We start from the raw sequence: 17,385 nt of genomic DNA on the forward strand, positions 1-17,385 counted from the left end.
ACCCCGGCTCCTGTCACGGAACCGACAGACCGAGCCGCTGGCGCAGGCGCATGAAGTCGTCGGTGAGGATGTAGGAGAGGACCTGCTGCAGATCGGCGCGCTCGCGCAGGGCCTGGATCAGGGGCTCGGCCTGGTCCACGCGGGCGGTGGCGAAGTTGGGATCCTCGCGCAGCACCATGGTGAGGCCCACCGACACGTCGCCGCACATCAGCATGCCGGCCCGGTCCGCCGAGTAGGAGAGGCCCTCCAGCACGGGCTCCAGTTCCACCTTGGACTGGGGACCCAGCTCCAGGGCGGCCGGCTCCAGCGCCTTGAGCGCCTTGCGCGAGTAGGCCCGGCGGTACTGCTTCACCAGCTCCTCGTTGTTGCGTCCCAGCGCCGTGAACTGCGGGGCGTAGATGCGCACCGAGTTGCCGAACAGATCGACCGTCTCGCCGCGGGACAGCTTGGTGAGCACCGCCGTCTTGTTGAGCAGGCCCATCACCGCGCGGCCGAAGAGGAACTTCTGCTCGCGGATGTTGAAGCGGCGCACCACGTCCTGGCCCACGCACACCGACAGGGGCTCGGTGGTCTCCAGACCGATGAGCCCGCGGCGGGCCTGGTACACCTCGAACTCCTCCACGCCGAACACCTGCGCCACGGAGCGCAGGGCCTTGAACACGGCATGGTCCGGCTTGAGCTTGTCCGTCTTCCGATCCACCCCGAGCAGCTCGAACTGCGGCGGGTGCAGCTTGCTGAGCTGATCGCCCACGGCCCGCAGCACCTCGACGAGGGGCCCGCGCGACGTGGGGTACATGAGCCCCGCGTCCACGTCCGCCACGCTCAGCCGCTCCTGCGTCTCCATGGGCAGCCGGGAGCGCATCTCCGTGTAGAAGGCCATCTCCACTTCGTTGGCCGAGCGCAGGAACTGGAGCACCGCCGCCGCGCAGAAGGCCTTGTCGTTCTGCTTGAGGCCCTCCCACAGCCGGAAGAGCGCGTGCAGGCTCTCCACCCGCGAGGGCTCCAGCCGCAAGAGCTGCCGGTGCTCCTCGATGGCGAGCTGGGAGGCCGCCGCGTCACGCATGTACAGGTTCGCCAGGGCCGAGCGCGCCGGGACGTTGGCCGAGTCCCCATCGACGATCTGCCGGTACAGCGTCACCGCCCGGTTGGGATCCTCCAGGGGGCCGGCGTACAGGTCCGCCACCTTCACGCGCAGCGAGGCCGCACGCTTCGCGTCCCCGGCGGACCAGGCCTGGGCCGCCTGGGTCTCCAGCATCTGCGCCAGCTCCGGCAGGTTGCCGGCGCGCTCGTAGAGGCCCACCAGCCGATCCACCAGGGTCGCGTCACCCGGGGTGAGCTCCAGCGCCTGGCGGTACAGCGTGGAGGCGGAGGCACCGTCCCCGAGCCCCTGCTCGTGGAGCTGCGCCAGCGTCACGGTGTGCCGGGCGCGCTCGGGGACGGGGAGGTCCTGCTCGAGCAGCCGCCGCAGGCACTCCACCGCGCCCGCCCAGTTGCGCACCTGCTGGAAGAGGCTGGCCATGCGCTCCAACACCTCGGTGTTGTGCGGCAGGGCCTCGCGGGCGGCGTGCAGGTGGGTCGCGGCGCGGCTCGGCTCGGACAGGTGGTCCTGGTACAGCGCGCCCAGCGTGAGGTGCAGCTTCGCCAGGTGGGCCGGCTCGCCCCCGAGCTGGATGCGCTGGGCGAACGCCGCGGCGGCATCGGCGTGGCGGCCATCTTCCAGCAGCAGGTTCGCGTGCAGCTCCAGGGCCTCGGTGTTGGCCGGCTGGAGGGACAGGGTGCGCGCGAGCAGCTCCTGGGCGCGGGCCCGGTTGCCCAGCGCGGAGAGGTACGTCTTCGCCGCGCCGAAGAAGGCGCCCGCGGCCGAGTTCGAATCACGCTGGGCCAGCCGGGCCTCGCCGCGCCGCTCCTGCAGCACCGCGAGGTCCGCCGCGCCACCGCGCGAGGCCAGCAGATCCTCCAGTCCCGCGGTGGCCGTGGCGTCGAGCGGATCCTTCTCCAGCGCCTGGCGATACAGGGCGATGGCTCCCTCCGAGTCCTGCAGCGGACCCGCTGCGAGCCGCGCCGCGGCGATGAAGGCGTCGATGGCGCTGCGGGGATCCTTGCTGGCGCGGGCCTCGCTCTCCAGCAGCGTCCGGGCCGAGGCGGTGTCTCCCCGGCGGGCCAGCACGCGGCGCAGGCCCTGCATCGCGGGCAGACACTGGGGCTGGAGCTGCAACGCCGCGCGGTAGGCCTGCTCGGCGCGGGTGGAGTTGTTCAGCCGCGACTCGTCCAGCTCGGCGCAGCGCAGCAGCAGCTCCACGCGCTCCAATTCGTCCGACACCACCTGGAGGCGGCGCATGTAGAGCTCGGACAGCGCCACCGCGTCGCCCGTCTGGCGCAGGGCGCGCTCCAGGGCGAACGCGAGCCGCACGTCGCGCGGGTTCTCCGCCACGGCGCGCCGCAGGGCCTCCACGTCGGCGCCCTTGTCCAGGTCGGTGGCGGCGTTCACCCGCAGCGCGGTGCCCAGCCGCCCGTCCTTCACCAGCTCGGCCAGACGCAGGCGCAGCTCGCCCCGGCGCGCCCGGTCCCCCGAGCGGATGCGCTCCAGCGTCTTGAGGGCCACCAGGTGCTGGGGCTCCAGCGCGAGCACCGCCTCGCAGCACTGGGCCGCGCGAGCGGGCTCCTGGAAGTGGTCCAGGTACAGCCGCGCCAGCTTCACGTACGCGGCCACCTTGGCGCCCGCCGTCTGGCCCATCTGCGTCTCGCGGTCCAGCAGGGCCACCAACTGCTTCACGTCCTCGTCGGCCAGGTACAGCCGCTCCAGGGCGCGCAGCGTGGCCGTGTGGCCCGGCGCCAGCCGCAGCACCTCCTGGAACACCTCGATGGCCATGTCCGGCCGCTTGAGCTGATCCTCCCAGATGGTGGCCGCCTGGTAGATGGCGTTGGCGCGCTCCAGGGGATCCGTCCGGTTGGCGGCCTCGGCGCGCAGCACCTCGATGAGGCTCTCCCACGCGCCCTGCGACTTGTAGAGCCGCGCCAGCGCGCGCAGCGCCGAGAAGTGGCTCGGCGCCAGCGTCAGGACTTCCTGGAAGGAGGCCACGGCCTGGTGCTCGTCCTTGAGCCGGTGCTCACACAGCTCGCCAATCTTGTAGATGAGCGCCGCGGCGGCCTCGGGGTTGGGGGAGAACTCCGCCTCGGCCCGGTACATGCGGATGAGCTGCTCCCACTTGCTCTCCTGCGCGTACAGCCGGCCCAGGGCCTTGAGCGCGGGCAGGTACGAGGGCGTGAGCGTGAGCACGCGCTCGTAGGCGGCGATGGCACCCGCGCGGTCCTTCAGGTACTCGTCCAGGATCTCGGCGTTGCGGTGGTAGAGCGAGAGCACCTGCTTGGTGTCACCCACCAGCGAGGCCTCCAGATCCTGGTTGCGGATGAGCTCCTGGAAGCGGCCGGCGCGCTCGAGCAGCCGCGACAGGTTGCGGATGGTGGGCAGGTGGTCCGACGCCAGATCGAGGATGCGCCGCATGCACTCGATGGCGTGGTCCAGGTCGCTCAGGCGCTCCTCGTAGATGAGGGACACCTTGTTGAGCGTGGTGATGATCTGATCGCGGTCCTGCGTCTGGAGCAGATCCTGCTCGTACATGGCCACGAGCTCGGCGAAGCGGCTCTGGCGCTCGTAGAGGCGGGTGAGGGCCTTCTGCGAGGGGAGGTAGCCCGGCTGGAGCTGGAGGCAGGTGTTGTAGCGCTGGATGGCCTCCTCCTGCCGTCCGAGCCGCTCCTCGAGCACCTCGGCCGCCTTGAACATGCGCGCGGCCTTCTCCTTGGGATCCTGGGCGGCGGCGCTCTCGGCGTCGAAGACGGAGACGAGGCCCTCCCAGTTCTGCATGCGGTAGAAGAGCTTGCCCAGGCCGGCGAGCGCGGCGACGTGGCCGGGGATGCGCGCGATGATGGCCTGATAGCGGGCGATGGCGTCCGCGTCGCGCTTGAGATCCTCCTCGTAGAGCGCGGCGAGGCGCAGGTTGATGGCCACCAGCTCGCTCTCGTCGTTGATGCAGCCCACCCAGGCGAGCAGCACGTCCGCGAGCTCCTCGAAGCGCTGGCGGGTCTCGTAGATGTTGGCGAGCGCGGAGAGGATGAGGGGCTCGTGGGGGCTCACGCGGCGGGCATCGAGCAGGGCGGCCAGCGCCTCCTCCTTGCGCCCGAGCCGCTCATACATCTTGCTGAGCTGGAGCCAGGCGGGAGCGCCCTGGGGCCCGAGCACTTCGGCCTCGGCGGTGAGGACCTCGAGGAGCTCCTCGGCACGGCCCTCGCGCACGGCCACGCGCTTGAGGGCGTTGAGCAGGAGTAGATCCTCGCGGTCCAGCGCGAAGGCGTCGCGGAAACAGGCGGCGGACTGGTCGGGACGCTTGAGACGCTCGTCGAGCACGAGGCCCGCGGCGGTGAGGTAGTGGGCGCGCAGCGCGGGCGCCTCGAGCGTGGTGGCCAGCAGGCGGTACACCTCGACGAGCGAGGCGTAGTCGTTGCGCGTGGCGAAGATGGCCTCGAGCTGGGTGAGGAGCGCGATGTCCTGGGGCTTGAGCTCCAGACACTGGCGGAAGGCGGCGGTGGCGTCCTCCTCGCGAGACAGGCGCTCCTCGAGCAGGGTGCCCTTTTCGAAGAGGAGGGCGGCGCGAGAGGGGGCCTCGGTGGCGTTGAGCTCGGCCTCGAGGAGCTGGACGGCCATCTGCCAGTTGCCCACGTCGGCGAAGAGACGGCGCGCGGCGCGGATGTTGGCGAGGAAGCGGGGCGCGAGCCGGTAGGCCTGGTTGTAGGCCATGGCGGCGTTGCGCGGGTTCTTGAGGGGGTCCTCCCAGAGACGGCCCATCTCGTGGAAGAGGAGGGCGGCCTGGGGCTCGGTGCCGAGGGCGCGGGCCTCGCGCTCCAGGGTGGTGATGCGCTCACGGGCCTCCTGCTCGGGGCTGGAGGCGGGAGGAACCGTGGAGAGGGTGGAGGCGAGGGTCTCCGTGGCGCCCGGGCGGATGGGGGAGCCTCCCAACGTGACGGAGGGCACGGGTACACCGGGAGAGGTCGAGGAGGGCATCCTCGGCTGATCGTTGCGCTCGCTCATGGGAAAGCCGGCTCCGTGAGGGGGGAATCGAGGCCAGGAAAGCAGGCCTGCCGGCGGTCGTACCATGTGCTCCGAGGTCCCTCAAGTTCCCGACTTCCTTGGAATTTTGTCCGTTGTATGGCCGCTTGCCGGGCGGGCGGGAGCCCCGATTCAGCGCCTTGCGCTGGTACTCTCCGGCCGAATGACCTCGCCATCGCCGTCCATCCGATTCCAGAGGCGGCTCCCATCCCGGATGGAGTCGTGCTGAGAGCTTCGGGGTGGAGATCCAGCGTGGGGTTCCGGGTGGACCATGCGCGCTGAGGCCCTGGTGCTCAGCCGGGCGGCGCTCCTGCTGGGAATCACGCTGCTCACCACGGGTTGCGTCACGCTGGCGACACAATCCGGCGGGAGCGGCTCCCAGGGTTCGCGCTCCATGGCGGTGTTGCGCGAGACGGCGGCCGGTGCGCTTCCACTCCAGACGCCTTCTTCTTCCGCTGTCAGCGCCCGGGGAATGGGCGGGGCGACTGCCACCCAGGGCTCACCCTCCTGCGGAGGAGTAGCCGTGCCCCCGGGCTGGCCCGACTTCTCCTCCGGCGACAGGGAAGCACTCCTCGCCCCCTTCCTCACGTGCACCTCGCCCGCGGAATTTCTCGCGCTGCAGGATCGCGTGGACATGCTTCGCTTGGTGGAGGCATTGGACGACTGGCGTGCCGTGCGACTCGGTGCCCAGGGCACACTGCGCGAGGATGTCGCCAGCATTCTCAACCGCAAGCGCACATCCCTCCTCATGGATGCCACCGAGCACTATGGCGCCGTTCGAGCCGGGGTGCTCGCCCTCTACATCGTCGACTCGGCCCATGACGATGACTTGAGGGAGATTCTCTTCTTCCTCGCCCAGGACAAGCGGCTGGAGGAAACACTCGAGTTGCTGCCCGCATTCCAGACGGCGCTGGAGAAGCGGGGCCTGAAACCCACCGCCCGCCGGGACCGGGACTTCGAAGGGCGGGACGTGGGCCGAGGCCTTGCCCGAGCTGGCAGGGACGCGCTCTCCAGCGCTCCGATGAGCGGTGACGCGGCGGCCTTCGCCTTCTCCACCCTCCAAGGCCAGCTGCCGCCGAGCTACCAGAAGGCTCTCCACGAGGCGGAGATGAGATGGGCGGAGCAGCACTTCTCATCGGGCAACGTGTTGCTGGGCAGCTTCGACCACCTCACCTTCGGCGTGCCGCTGGGCTTCTACGGGCTGCTGGCCAGTACGGGCCATGGGGCGTACTCGCTGACGCAGGGCAAGTACGAGCAGGCCACGCGCGAGCTGGCGCCAGCGGCGCTGTTGGTGGCTCTCTACGCGGGTGGCAAGGGCATGCGCTACCTCTCCGAGGCTCGAGGCGCATCGGGGATGGGGCTGCACCTGCTCACCGGACTCGAGGCGATGGAGCTGCGGCTGCGGGCCCTCAAGGAGACGGCGCGGCAGTTGGAGGCGAAGCTGGGTGTGGACGGCCTGCGGGAGTTGGCCCGGGACATACAAGCCAGCCGGGAAGCGGGCCGTTTCGTGGCCGCAGGAGGAGTGGACGCCGCCCTGGCCCTGCGAGAGGCGCGGGGCGATGTGGCCAAGGCACGGCCGCTGATGTCCAAGGCCAGGTCCGGGGCCATGGGCTCCCCGCAAGCGAAGAGCAGTGCGGGGTCAGGAGCCGGAGAAGCCGTCGCCGTGGCGGACGAAGCCTCACGCCCCTCCTCCACCGAGGCGCGGGGCGTGGACCGGCGGGGCACCCTGGCCTCGCTGGTGGATGAGGAGGTCGGCCACACGCTGGAGGTGGTGGAGGCCAGGCTCGCGGCAGTGGAGCTCGAGTTCACGGGACCGCGCCTGCCCAAGAACGTGGGCGTGCTGGAGAAGTACCGCCCCTCCCTTGATGCCCCGCCGCCCGAGGCCCGGGGCAATCCGCGCTGGCGCGAGTACGTGGACTACTACGAGAGGCGCCTGGGCGAAGTGGAAAAGGGCACGGCCGCGGAGGGCCCCCTCAAGTGGGAGCACTACGAGCGGATGCGTGCGTGGTTTGCCCGGGGGCTGGCCTTCGAGCGCGACATGGTGAATCTGCTGCGAGAGGACGCGAAGAAGCCTCGGGCCGAGCGCCACTTCCTCGGGGACTTCGACAGGCCCCGCGTTGAAACGCAGGTGGGCGTGAGGAAGCTGGGCCCTGGCCTGCGCTACGCGGATGTGCTCGTCATCGAAGAGGGCGAACTCGGCGGGCGGCCACGGCGCGTGGAGACGTTCAGCTTCAAGAGCCGCGATCTGTCTGGATTGGGAGAGCAGGCGCTCGAAGCACAGATGATTGCGGACGCGAGGGAAGCGCTACAAAAGTACGGCGAGACGCTGGACATCCGCCGGGACTCCCTCCAGCCCCTTCTCCCAGAGGGCAGCAGGGTGTCCGTCCAGCGGGTCCGCCTCGTCTACGAGGGGGACGCGCTCAAGCCCACGGATATTGACGATTTGAATAGAGCCGTGAGCGAAACCAAGAGAGAGGTTCCGGGAGTGGAGGTGCTGTTCCAATGAAGGTGCTGGAATTTTACGGCGTGAAGCCGGAGGACAGCCTCAAGCTTATTTTCGACGGTGCATTCAATCCACAGGCAGCACGGGAGCGCGAGTTGGAGCCCCTTCTTCAGTCGCTGGAGGAGTACGCCGATGGGTGGATGCCGGACGTCGTCAAAGGCAAACGACAACGTAAATACTCCCGCGCCGCCGTCTGGAAGTCCCTGGAGGAGGCGCGTGGCGAAAGAACCACGTCCATCGGGCTCTATCGAACGAAGTGGCCCGTATTGGACATGTCGCTCTGGCATTCACTTCCACCTCTTCCGCCTGAGCTGAGCCTCACAGTCAAAGCGAAACCGCTCTCCTCCTTCGCGGAGGCGGAGCGCTGCCAGAAATTCGTCGAGATGATGCGTGCCTGGGCCTCCCGCTACCCGGTTACCTATGCCATGGCCCACAGTACCGACGACAGAGCATTGGCGGGCGCTCCCGATTTCGGCCGCGATCAGCAGACCTCCATTCGAGACGGTTTCGACAAAATCTATGAAGTCTTCTGGCTCAACGTCTTCGGCCCGAAACTGGTGGCCGCCGTCGGCCGCGAGCGCATGCTGTCCACTCCGGCCCACCGGGTGGAGGAGTTGCCCAACGGCTCCGTTCTTCTGGTGACCTGGCCCACGGCTGCCGACTTCGCCAGCGAGGAGGCGCGTATTGCCCAGGCCCGCGCGCACGTCCACCTGCGTCCGGACCTGGACTACGACAACGTGCTGCGCACCCTGCGCGAGCGCAGTGCCATGCTGGCCCCCGCCGAGCCTCGCTTCCACCCGGACGTAGCGCCTCTTCTCTCGCGTGTGGTGGACCGTGTCGCCAGCCACGCGCGCCAGCGGAAGATTGCCGAGCTCAACGTCTGGCAGCCGCCCGAGCCCGAGGAGTGGCGCCCCGCCGACTCCGCCCTCCCTCCGGACGTCGAGAACCAGGAACGAGCTCGCGAGCATTACAGCACTCTCGCCGAGCACCTCGTGGCGCTGCTGCACACCGAGGTGCCCTCCGTCTTCGAGGCGACGCCCGAGTCGCTCACGGATGCCGACTTCTACTTCTGGCGCGAGGAGTTCCCGACGAGCCGCCTGCGAGAAGCCATTGAGGAGCGAGCCGTGCCCGCCATTGGCGCGTACCTGGGCGAAGTGCTGGTGCGCAACCTGGGCGGCAAGTGGATTCCACGCCAGAAACTCGAGGAGGCACAGGTGCTCGTGGGCAACCGCGTCTGGTTGCCCTTTGCCCGAGCCTGGCGCTACATGCGCTCGCGCCAGTCTCTGCTTGATTATTCCCTCACCCAGCTCTACCGCGTGGCCGAGCGGCAGCGGGGTTGAAGAAGGACTCGAGCAGCCGTGAGGTCAGGGGGGGGCTTCTCCGACGCAGTCTCCCAGGTGCGAGCGATCCTCGGTCCCCGGGCCGCGGCCAACCCCGGCGGCTCAGCCCACCTGGTTGCTGTCGTTGGCGATGCCCGCTCTCTTGAGCGCGCCAAGCAGCGAGGTGTCCTTGGAGGCGAAGATGACCGGGACGTGTTTCTCCCCCATGGGGATGGTGCCCTCGGTGTCGCTCTTCCGGGTGGCGCCGGGGATCTTCATCAACGTGTCGAAGGACGACTGGGACGTGCACACCGCGCCCTTGAGCGAGTCCTGCAGGGGAATCTTCTCCCAGTGCATCTGCTCGTTGTTCTCGGCGAAACCGCCTTTGGGCTGCGCCTTCACGGTCTCGTTGAAGGCCTGGTTGCGGCCGCGCTCGCTCTGCTTCGCCCACAGGTCCCAGCCGTCCTTCTTGCCGTTCTTGACGTCGGCCAGGTCAGCGGGGAGCACGCCGGGCGCCTTGCCCATGTTGTCGGTGCTGGAGGCACGCCAGGTGTGGTTGGGTTTGTTGAGAATCTCGGGGCTGAGGATGAGCTGCACCTTGTTTTCGTTGCTGCCCACGCCGTAGCCCATGGCCTGCCATTTGGTGTGCTCCGTCCCCACGGCCCGGGTGTATACCGCCAGCCCACCGCCACCACGTTTGTCCGCATCGCGGCTGTAATTGCCAGTGGGGCCTTCACGCCGGTAGGCCGAGCCGAGGTGACCGTCCTTGATGGCGCCTTCGACGAATTCGGGCATGGTGCCGTGTACCAGGCACGCGGTGCCGTTCACATTCACGTCGGGCATGGGCTTGCTGCTGGCCCGGTCGGGCCCGAACGGCGGCGCAACCCCCTGCGAGTAGGGCTTCGTCGCATTCGGGTCGAGCCGCTGCTTCTTCCCCTCCGCATTCACGCGAGGCGTGAACATGATGGTGGGCTGCTTCTTCTCACCACCTTCCAGCTTGGGGCTTTGGACCTTGGCGGTGTTCACTCCGCTCTTGGACGGCCCCGCGGAGAATGTGTCCTTTTGCAGACGCTCGCCGAGCGTATTCTTCCTGGCAGGAGCGGCGGTGGTCGAGGTCGACGAAGTCTTGGTCGTCGACGAGGTCTTGGCTGCCGACGATGCCTTGTTAGACGTTGTCGGAGTACCCGTCGATACCTTGGGGGTGATGTTGGTATTCGTACGGACCTTGGGGGCTTTCGTACTGGACGCGAACATGTGCCGCTCCTGTTGAGGGGTGCTCGGTGTGCTAGCAAGCGCGGTGGGCATCCTCAAGCCACTCCGTGCTGTGCGGAGTGGAGCCGCGAGTCCGCTTGTCGTCACCGCAACGGATCTCAGTGTCTGAGAAATCAATGGCCGAGACTCACAGCGCGATGCCGAGCTCCCGGGCCAGGCCGCGCTCTCCCTGAGGCGTCAGGCGCAGCGTCCGGCCTCGCGGTACCTTCTCGAGCCAGCCCAGCTCGAGCAGCCGCGAGGTGAGCGCCTCTCCAACGCGGCCTCCCAGGTGTGAGCACTCCTCGGTCCAGTCCGGGCACGCGGCCGCGAAGTCGCCCGGGTTCTCGCGAGCCTCGTGCACGGCGACGCCCAGTGCCTCCATCCAGGTCCGGCCAGCGCTCGTGAGGGAGAACCCCCGCTGGCGGCGCCGGAGGAGCCCGCGTTGGAGCAACGCCTCGGTGACCGCCACCCCGACCTTTCCGGCGAGGTGGTGGTGACAGATCCTCGCGCGGCGGAATGCCTGCCGGACCGGTTCGAGGGCCAGCCGCTGCCGTGTGACGGCGGGCATGGGCGAGAGGCTCGCGACGGCGACGAGCGTGTCGGCCACGCGGCCACTGGCGAGGCGGAAGAGACGGTCGCGCCCTTCCTGCTTCACGACCAGCAGCCCGCCCTCGACGAGCTTCGCCAGGTGGGCGCTGGCGGTCTGGGGGGTGACCCGGGCAGCCCTGGCGAGGTCGCCCGCCGAGCGGGGATCTCCATCGAGGAGCGCCAGCAGGATGGCGGCCCGGCTCGAATCACCCAGCAGGCCACCAATCCGTGCCACCTCATGGCGAGCGGCGGGGAACGCGGGGTTCGGATCGATCGACATGGGGGGACTATAGCCGCCGCGTCATTTCGATGAACACCGAAGCATCGCGAGCGGAACGTGAGCTATGTCACGGCCATGTCCATCTCGTACCCACCTGGCCTGCGCGAGCTGCTGGAAGAGCTCGAGACATTCGGGGAGCACAATGACGCGACCACCACGGATCGCGCCTCGAGGATGCTCAACATCACGCCGGACACGGGCGCGTTCCTCGCGGTCCTCGTGCGCTCGATGGCCGCCCGGAACATCCTGGAGGTCGGCACCTCGAATGGTTACTCCACGGTGTGGCTCGCGTCGGCGGCAGCGGCGGTGGGGGGCCGTGTCACGACGATCGACGTGAACGCCCGGAAGACGGAGCTCGCGACCCACAACCTCCGCCGGGCCGGTCTAGAGCGCGTGGTGGAGCTGCACACCGGTGACGCGGGCGTCCTGCTGGCGCGAGGCGCCGCCGGACACTGGGACCTCATCTTCCTGGACGCGGACCGCAAGCCGTACGCGGCGTGGTGGTCCGACCTGTGGCGCGGGCTGAGGCCCAACGGCCTGCTCGTCGTGGACAACGCCGTCAGTCACGCGGCGGAGATGGAGCCACTGCTCGAACGGATCCGCCAGGAGCCTGGCGCGGCGCACGTCCTGGTTCCCGTGGGGAAGGGCGAGCTCATGGTCCTCAAGGGGACGGCCTGAGCTCGAGCCTCACAGCAGTTCGCGCAGCAGCGCCTGACCCCAGGGCCACTCGCCCAGCCCGGAGGCGGAGTTGATGTGTCCCGTCGGGCCCGCGTCCACCAGCCGGCTTCCCCAGTCGCGAGCCATCTGTTCGGAGCGCTCGAAGGAGGCATAGGGGTCGTCCCGCGAGGCGATGAGGATGGAGCGGAAGGGCAGGGGCTGGCGTGGGATGGGCGTGAAGGTGAGGCACTCGGAGGGGAGGGCGGGGCTGTCGAGGTCCGGAGGCGCCACCAGGAGCGCGCCCCGGATGGCCCGGCGATGGCGGATCGCCCAGTGTGCCACGGTGCTCCCCCCGAGCGAGTGCGTCACCAGCACGGGGGGCTCACCACACGTGGCGATCGCCGCATCGAGCGCGGCCACCCACTCCTCGACCGTCGGGTGGTCCCAGTCGCGCTGCTGGACCCGGAGCGCTCCTGGCAGGAGCCGCTCCCAGTGGCTCTGCCAGTGTTGAGGACCCGAGTTGTTGTAGCCAGGAACGATGAGCAGGGGGGCGGACATGCCCCGATGATGCCACCACTTACCGTGCTGTCTCGACTCCATCCGCGAAGGCGCGCTGGATGAGCGCATGCATCGGCGCGTGGGCCGGGAGCGTGCCGTACGTCTGTCCATGTGCCCCGGCCAGACGCGACTCGCAGAAGATGTCCGCGACCTGGGAGTTGCCGGCGCGGAGCAGGATGGAGGCCTGCAGTGCCAACGCGAGGCGCTCGACGATGAACCGCGCGCGCGACTCGAGCGTGCTCAGGTCGTCGAACTCCTTCGCCAGGCGTGCGGCTTCGGCATCGAGCGCCGGATGCCCACCCCGGGCGGCGAGGATCTCATCGAACAGGGCGTCGCGGCTGGCCGGCTCGCGAGTGGCCGCGCGCAGCATGTCGAGGCACTGGATGTTGCCGCTGCCTTCCCAGATGGAGTTCAGCGGGGCCTGCCGGTACAGCCGCGCGAGGTTCGACTCCTCGACGTAGCCGACACCGCCGAGGCACTCCTGCGCCTCGTTGATGAAGGCGGGAGCGCGCTTGCACACCCAGTACTTGCCCACGGCCGTCGCGATACGACCAAAGGCTGCTTCCCGGGCATCCCGGTGGCTCGCATCCACGGCCCGGGCCACGCGCGCCGTGAGCGCGAGGTGCGCCTCCGATTCGAGCGCCAGGTCCGCGAGGACATTGAGCATCAGTGGGTGCTCGATCAGCCGCTTGCTGAACGCCTTGCGGTGCCGTGTATGGTGGATCGCCTGCACGAGCGCCTGGCGCATCTGTCCGCTCGAACCGATCATGCAGTCCTGACGCGTCAGGGCGACCATCTCGAGAATGGTGGCGACGCCGCGGCCTTCCTCGCCCACCATCCAGGCGGTGGCGCCCTGGAACTCGACCTCGGAGCTGGCGTTGCTCCAGTCACCGAGCTTGTCCTTGAGGCGCTGGACGCGGATGGCATTACGCTCTCCGTCCGGCGTGAAGCGCGGCAACAGGAAGCACGACAGTCCGCCCTCGGCCTGTGCGAGCACCAGGAACGCATCGCTCATCGGTGCCGAGAAGAACCACTTGTGGCCGACGAGCGCATAGGGCTGTCCGGGCCCCCGGCTCCCGAGCTGATGCGCACGCGTGGTGTTCGTCCGCACGTCCGAGCCGCCTTGCTTCTCGGTCATGCCCATGCCGAGGGTGGCGCCCCGCTTCTGCGCCGCGGGGATGAACCGCGGGTCATAGGTGTCCGAGCTCAGGCGTGGCATCCACTCCCGGGCGATCTCCGGCTGGCGGCGCAGCGCGGGCACGCTGGCGTACGTCATGGTCAGGGGGCAGCTCGTGCCCTGATCGGCCTGGTTGTGCAGGTAGAACAGCGCCATGCGGGCCACGTGTGCACCGGGTTTGTCCTCGTGGCGCCAGGCGAAGTTCGGCACCCCATGGGCGATGGCCAGCTCCATGAGGCGGTGGTAGGCGGGATGGAACTCCACCTCGTCCAGGCGGTTGCCGTACCGGTCGAAGGGCCTGAGCTTCGGCTTGTTCTCGTTGGCCACGAACCCGAGCTGCATCAGCTCGCCGCCCACGAGGGGGCCGTACTTCGCGAGCTCGGCTTCCGCCCAGGCGCCACCTTCCCGCGTCACGGCTTCACGCAACACCGTGTCGGTCATCCAGGCGTCATAGATGAGTGGCGGGGCCTGGTTCGTGACCTGGTGGGTGATGAAGCCTTCAGCGACGGAGTGGTGTTCAGTCATGGAGGTGTTCCTATCAGGTTGACCTGGGGAGCTAACCCCGCCCGCGTTCCTGGCCATGCCGCGAGTGACTCCTGGAGCTGCTCGTTGTCCACTCAGTGTCGCACGCTCCACCCCGAGATCATCAAATATGATGCCGCTCTGGCGGAACGGATTGGACGGCACGAGGAGGAACGGGATGGATGGTCCTGTTGTCGTGGCAGGCGCGGGGAGCATCGGTTGTTTCGTGGGTGGGTTGCTGGCGGCGGCTGGCCGCGATGTCCGCTTCCTCGCCCGGCCTCGAATGGTGGCGGAGCTGCGGGCCCACGGCCTGACCCTGACCGATCGCGATGGCGGTGACCGCCGCGTGTCCGCGGCGAGCCTCTCCGTGACGGACGATCCTTCCGTGCTGGCGGAGGCCGGATTGATTCTCGTCACCGTCAAGAGCGGTGCCACGGCCGAGATGGGGGAGACCATCGCCCGTCATGCGAAGGCGGGGACCGTGGTCGTCAGCCTTCAGAACGGGATTGGCAACGCCGACCGTTTGCGTGCCGTCGCCCGGGAGCAGCGGGTGGTCGCGGGCATGGTTCCCTTCAACGTGGTGCATGGCGGAGAGGGGCGTTTCCACCGGGGGACCGATGGGAGTCTCACGGTCCAGGCGGGTGTGCCGGGTCTGGTGGCCGCGCTTTCGGTGCCCGGCCTGGCGGTGATCGAGCATCCCGACATGGCCGGACTCGCCTGGGGCAAGCTGCTGATGAACCTCAACAACGCGCTGAATGCCCTGTCGGGCCTTCCGCTCCGCCAGCAGCTCGGAGATAGGCGCTGGCGCCTCGTGCTGGCCGCCAGTCAGCGCGAGGCCCTGGCCCTGCTGGCCACCGCTGGGATCGTCCCCGCACGGGTGGGGAAGTTGCTGCCGCGGTTGTTGCCGGGACTCCTGTCACTGCCGGACCCCGTGTTCCGGCTACTGGCGGGGGCGGTGGTGAAGATCGATCCGGAGGCCCGCTCCTCCATGTGGGAGGATCTCGAGAAACGGCGGCCCACCGAGGTCGATCATCTTCAGGGCGCCGTGGTGGAGCTCGCGCGCTCGCTGGGCCGCGACGCGCCGGTCAACCGCAAGGTGCTGGAGGCGGTGAAGCGCGCGGAAGCCGCCGGAACAGGCTCGCCGCGCGTCACGGCCGAGGTGCTCAGCGCCTGATTCGTCAGGAGGCTGGCTTGCCGGAGCGGCGCTGCTTTCCGATGCCCTCTCGCGTGAGCAGGGCACCGAGTGCCGCGGCCGTGAGCGAGGCGAGCGCTCCAGCGGTGAAGGGGGCGCTGGATCCGAGGGCTGAATAGAGCGCGCCGCTGGCGACCGGCCCCACGGTGCGGGCGAGTCCTCCGGACGACTGGGCCAGGCCGAGGGTCAGGCCCTGCAGGGAGGGGCTCGCGGCCTGGGAGGCGAGGCTCGAGAGGAGGGGCTGGATGAAGCCGAGCCCCGTGCCGAGCAGGGCCGCGGCTCCGACGAGGGGAAGAGCGTGCTCCGCGAGGCTCACGCCCAGCAGGCCGGCGGCGAGCAGCAGCGCGCCGAGGACGAGCAGGCGCACCTCGCCCACGAGGCTCGACAGCGGACCGATGAGCACGCCTTGGATGAGGAGCCCCAGTCCGCCCAGCAGGGCGAAGACGTAGCCCACCTCCCTGGCGTTCCAGCCGAGGCGAGCCTGCGCGAGCAGGGCGAAGGCCACCTGGAGCGTCGTCATCGAGAGGAAGACGAGGAAGTAGAGCAGCAGCACGAGCTTCAGGGCGCGGGGCTTCGGCGATTCCTGGAGCGCGCTCAGCCGTGACCGGGGCTTCGAGGTGGAGCGGGCCGAGGCCGGATGTGTCTCGGGCATGGCCACGAACACCCCGAGTGCCCCGAGGAGCGCGAGGGCTCCGGCCGCCAGTGGAGGGAGCCATGCACCCCACTGCGAGAACACCCCTCCGATCATGGGCCCCAGGATGAGTCCCAGCCCGATGCCGGCTCCGATCCGGCCCATCGCCTGCGCACGGGTGTCCTTCGTGGTGATGTCGGCGATCGACGCCTGGCACGCCGAGAGGTTGCCCGAGGTGGCGCCAGCGAGGATGCGTGAGACGAAGAGGAGCGGCAGCAGGTGCAGGTAGCTGGCCAGGGCGAAGAGGCCCATGGCCACCGCGTTGGCCGCGAGGCTGAACAGGATGATGGGCCGGCGGCCGTACCGGTCCGAATACCTCCCGAGGATGGGGGTGGCGAGGAGCTGGGTGAAGGAGAAGCAGCCGAGCAGCACCCCCACCGTGCGCGCCGAGCCTCCCATCGACTGGACGTAGAAGGGCAGGAGGGGGATGACGATGCCGAAGCCCACCAGGTCGAGGAACACGGTGACGAAGACGAGCGCCTCGACCCGGCGGAGGAGGGGTGATGATGCTTCGGGTTGCATCTCCTGCTTCATTCGGTTCATGACAGGCCCCACCGGGAAGATTCCACCAAAGCACGGGAAGCGTGGTTACTGTTGGCGGGCCAAGGCCGTTCCGTTCTCGAAGTTACGGGCGCGCCCGGCATCCAGATGGAAAGGACGGAGATCCATGAAGGGGAGGAGTGCCAGGAGCCTTCGGGCCGCACTGCTCGGGATGGGGCTGTTGGCCACCGTTGCCGTGCCCGCGCTCGCGGCCAGGAAGGAGGCTGCTCCCGCGAAGTCGAAGGCGAAGGAGCTGACCTTCGGGCGCTTCGGCAAGGTGGCGCTCGTGCACCCCAAGGGTGAGCCGAGGAGTGTGGTGCTCTTCCTGTCCGGCGATGGAGGGTGGACGGCGGGGGTGGTGGACATGGGGCGCTCGTTGGCGGGCGAGGGCGCGCTGGTGCTGGGCCTGAACACCCCGCGCTATCTCCAGGCGCTGCGGACGGGCGTGGCGTGCGCCGATGTCGCGGGAGACCTGGACGCGTTGAGCCAGTTCGCCCAGAAGCAGCTCGGGCTGCCGAGGTATCTCCATCCGGTGGTGGTGGGGTACTCGTCCGGGGCGACGCTCGCGTACGCCGCGCTGGCGCAGTCCTCCGAGGGGACGTTCCAGGGTGGAATGAGCCTCGGCTTCTGCCCGGACCAGGAGATGGCCACGCCCTTCTGCGAGTCCCATGGCCTGACACGCTCGCGCACGCCGGATGGCAAGAGCGAGCTGCTCGCGCCGGTGAAGCAGTTGCCTTCGCCCTGGTTCGTGCTGGGGGGCAACATCGACGAGACGTGCCCGCTGGCCAACGTGGAGACCTTCTCGAAGGACATGGGCAACGCCCACGTGGTGCCTCTCGACAAGGTGGGGCACGGCTTCTCCAAGCCCAGGCACTGGCTGAAGGAGTTTCTCGAGAGCTACCGTGCCATCCCCGTGGAGCCAGAGCCCACTCCCTCCGCGCAGCCCGCTGCACCGGTTCCGGCGCCGGACGGTGGAAGTCCTCTTCGTTAGGGAGAAATGGGACGC

At 69.1% G+C, this 17,385-nt stretch carries 11 protein-coding genes; 5 read left to right on the forward strand and 6 right to left on the reverse strand.

Annotated features, from left to right (window positions below; all coding sequences use genetic code 11):
• Positions 1-13: 13 nt before the first annotated feature.
• Positions 14-5,083 (reverse strand): tetratricopeptide repeat protein, encoded by a 5,070-nt coding sequence (locus DAT35_RS47280; RefSeq protein ID WP_108075941.1) that lies wholly within the window; start codon positions 5,081-5,083, stop codon positions 14-16.
• A gap of 289 nt (positions 5,084-5,372) precedes the next feature.
• On the opposite strand from DAT35_RS47280, the gene DAT35_RS47285 reads away from it, so the two are divergent.
• Both DAT35_RS47285 and DAT35_RS47290 read left to right on the forward strand, forming a co-directional pair.
• On the forward strand, positions 5,373-7,607 hold the full coding sequence (locus tag DAT35_RS47285; RefSeq protein WP_108075942.1) for a hypothetical protein: 2,235 nt from the start codon (positions 5,373-5,375) through the stop codon (positions 7,605-7,607).
• Complete coding sequence (locus DAT35_RS47290) at positions 7,604-8,944, forward strand: hypothetical protein (protein ID WP_108075943.1); 1,341 nt, start codon at positions 7,604-7,606, stop codon at positions 8,942-8,944. Before DAT35_RS47285 ends, DAT35_RS47290 begins: the two co-directional genes overlap by 4 nt.
• Before the next feature lie 102 nt (positions 8,945-9,046).
• On the opposite strand, the gene DAT35_RS47295 is transcribed toward DAT35_RS47290, so the two are convergent.
• Both DAT35_RS47295 and DAT35_RS47300 read right to left on the reverse strand, forming a co-directional pair.
• On the reverse strand, positions 9,047-10,177 hold the full coding sequence (locus DAT35_RS47295; RefSeq protein WP_146210168.1) for a hypothetical protein: 1,131 nt from the start codon (positions 10,175-10,177) through the stop codon (positions 9,047-9,049).
• Between the two features lie 145 nt (positions 10,178-10,322).
• On the reverse strand, positions 10,323-11,042 hold the full coding sequence (locus DAT35_RS47300) for a helix-turn-helix transcriptional regulator (RefSeq protein WP_108075945.1): 720 nt from the start codon (positions 11,040-11,042) through the stop codon (positions 10,323-10,325).
• A 57-nt stretch (positions 11,043-11,099) separates the two neighbouring features.
• Between DAT35_RS47300 and DAT35_RS47305 the strand changes: the two genes are divergently transcribed.
• Positions 11,100-11,720 (forward strand): O-methyltransferase, encoded by a 621-nt coding sequence (locus tag DAT35_RS47305; RefSeq protein ID WP_233262125.1) that lies wholly within the window; start codon positions 11,100-11,102, stop codon positions 11,718-11,720.
• Between the two features lie 9 nt (positions 11,721-11,729).
• Here the strand turns inward: DAT35_RS47305 and DAT35_RS47310 are convergent, their stop codons facing one another.
• Both DAT35_RS47310 and DAT35_RS47315 read right to left on the reverse strand, forming a co-directional pair.
• A complete protein-coding gene (locus DAT35_RS47310; protein WP_108075947.1) occupies positions 11,730-12,257 on the reverse strand; it encodes an alpha/beta hydrolase in 528 nt (175 codons plus the stop codon).
• 19 nt (positions 12,258-12,276) lie between these two features.
• Positions 12,277-13,959: an isovaleryl-CoA dehydrogenase gene (locus tag DAT35_RS47315; protein WP_108075948.1), complete on the reverse strand. Its 1,683-nt coding sequence runs from the start codon at positions 13,957-13,959 to the stop codon at positions 12,277-12,279.
• Between the two features lie 175 nt (positions 13,960-14,134).
• On the opposite strand from DAT35_RS47315, the gene DAT35_RS47320 reads away from it, so the two are divergent.
• Positions 14,135-15,130, forward strand: a complete 996-nt coding sequence (locus DAT35_RS47320) for a 2-dehydropantoate 2-reductase (protein ID WP_108075949.1) — start codon at positions 14,135-14,137, stop codon at positions 15,128-15,130.
• Positions 15,131-15,134: 4 nt separating this feature from the next.
• Here DAT35_RS47320 and DAT35_RS47325 read toward each other — a convergent pair whose 3' ends face one another.
• The gene (locus DAT35_RS47325) at positions 15,135-16,382 is read right to left on the reverse strand and encodes an MFS transporter (RefSeq protein ID WP_233262126.1); all 1,248 of its coding nucleotides are present in this window, start codon (positions 16,380-16,382) and stop codon (positions 15,135-15,137) included.
• A 124-nt stretch (positions 16,383-16,506) separates the two neighbouring features.
• Here DAT35_RS47325 and DAT35_RS47330 point away from each other — a divergent pair, with 124 nt between their 5' ends.
• A complete protein-coding gene (locus DAT35_RS47330) occupies positions 16,507-17,370 on the forward strand; it encodes an AcvB/VirJ family lysyl-phosphatidylglycerol hydrolase (RefSeq protein WP_158502169.1) in 864 nt (287 codons plus the stop codon).
• Positions 17,371-17,385 lie beyond the last annotated feature (15 nt).

This window comes from Vitiosangium sp. GDMCC 1.1324, assembly GCF_003044305.1.
Classification (GTDB): Bacteria; Myxococcota; Myxococcia; order Myxococcales; family Myxococcaceae; genus Archangium.

Excerpts from the sequence above, each read along its gene's own strand:
- DAT35_RS47280 (WP_108075941.1), bottom strand. The coding sequence starts at position 5,083 with ATGAGCGAGCGCAACGATCAGCCGAGGATGCCCTCCTCGACCTCTCCC.
- DAT35_RS47285 (WP_108075942.1), top strand. The coding sequence starts at position 5,373 with ATGCGCGCTGAGGCCCTGGTGCTCAGCCGGGCGGCGCTCCTGCTGGGA.
- DAT35_RS47290 (WP_108075943.1), top strand. The coding sequence starts at position 7,604 with ATGAAGGTGCTGGAATTTTACGGCGTGAAGCCGGAGGACAGCCTCAAG.
- DAT35_RS47295 (WP_146210168.1), bottom strand. The coding sequence starts at position 10,177 with ATGTTCGCGTCCAGTACGAAAGCCCCCAAGGTCCGTACGAATACCAAC.
- DAT35_RS47300 (WP_108075945.1), bottom strand. The coding sequence starts at position 11,042 with ATGTCGATCGATCCGAACCCCGCGTTCCCCGCCGCTCGCCATGAGGTG.
- DAT35_RS47310 (WP_108075947.1), bottom strand. The coding sequence starts at position 12,257 with ATGTCCGCCCCCCTGCTCATCGTTCCTGGCTACAACAACTCGGGTCCT.
- DAT35_RS47315 (WP_108075948.1), bottom strand. The coding sequence starts at position 13,959 with ATGACTGAACACCACTCCGTCGCTGAAGGCTTCATCACCCACCAGGTC.
- DAT35_RS47320 (WP_108075949.1), top strand. The coding sequence starts at position 14,135 with ATGGATGGTCCTGTTGTCGTGGCAGGCGCGGGGAGCATCGGTTGTTTC.
- DAT35_RS47325 (WP_233262126.1), bottom strand. The coding sequence starts at position 16,382 with ATGAACCGAATGAAGCAGGAGATGCAACCCGAAGCATCATCACCCCTC.
- DAT35_RS47330 (WP_158502169.1), top strand. The coding sequence starts at position 16,507 with ATGAAGGGGAGGAGTGCCAGGAGCCTTCGGGCCGCACTGCTCGGGATG.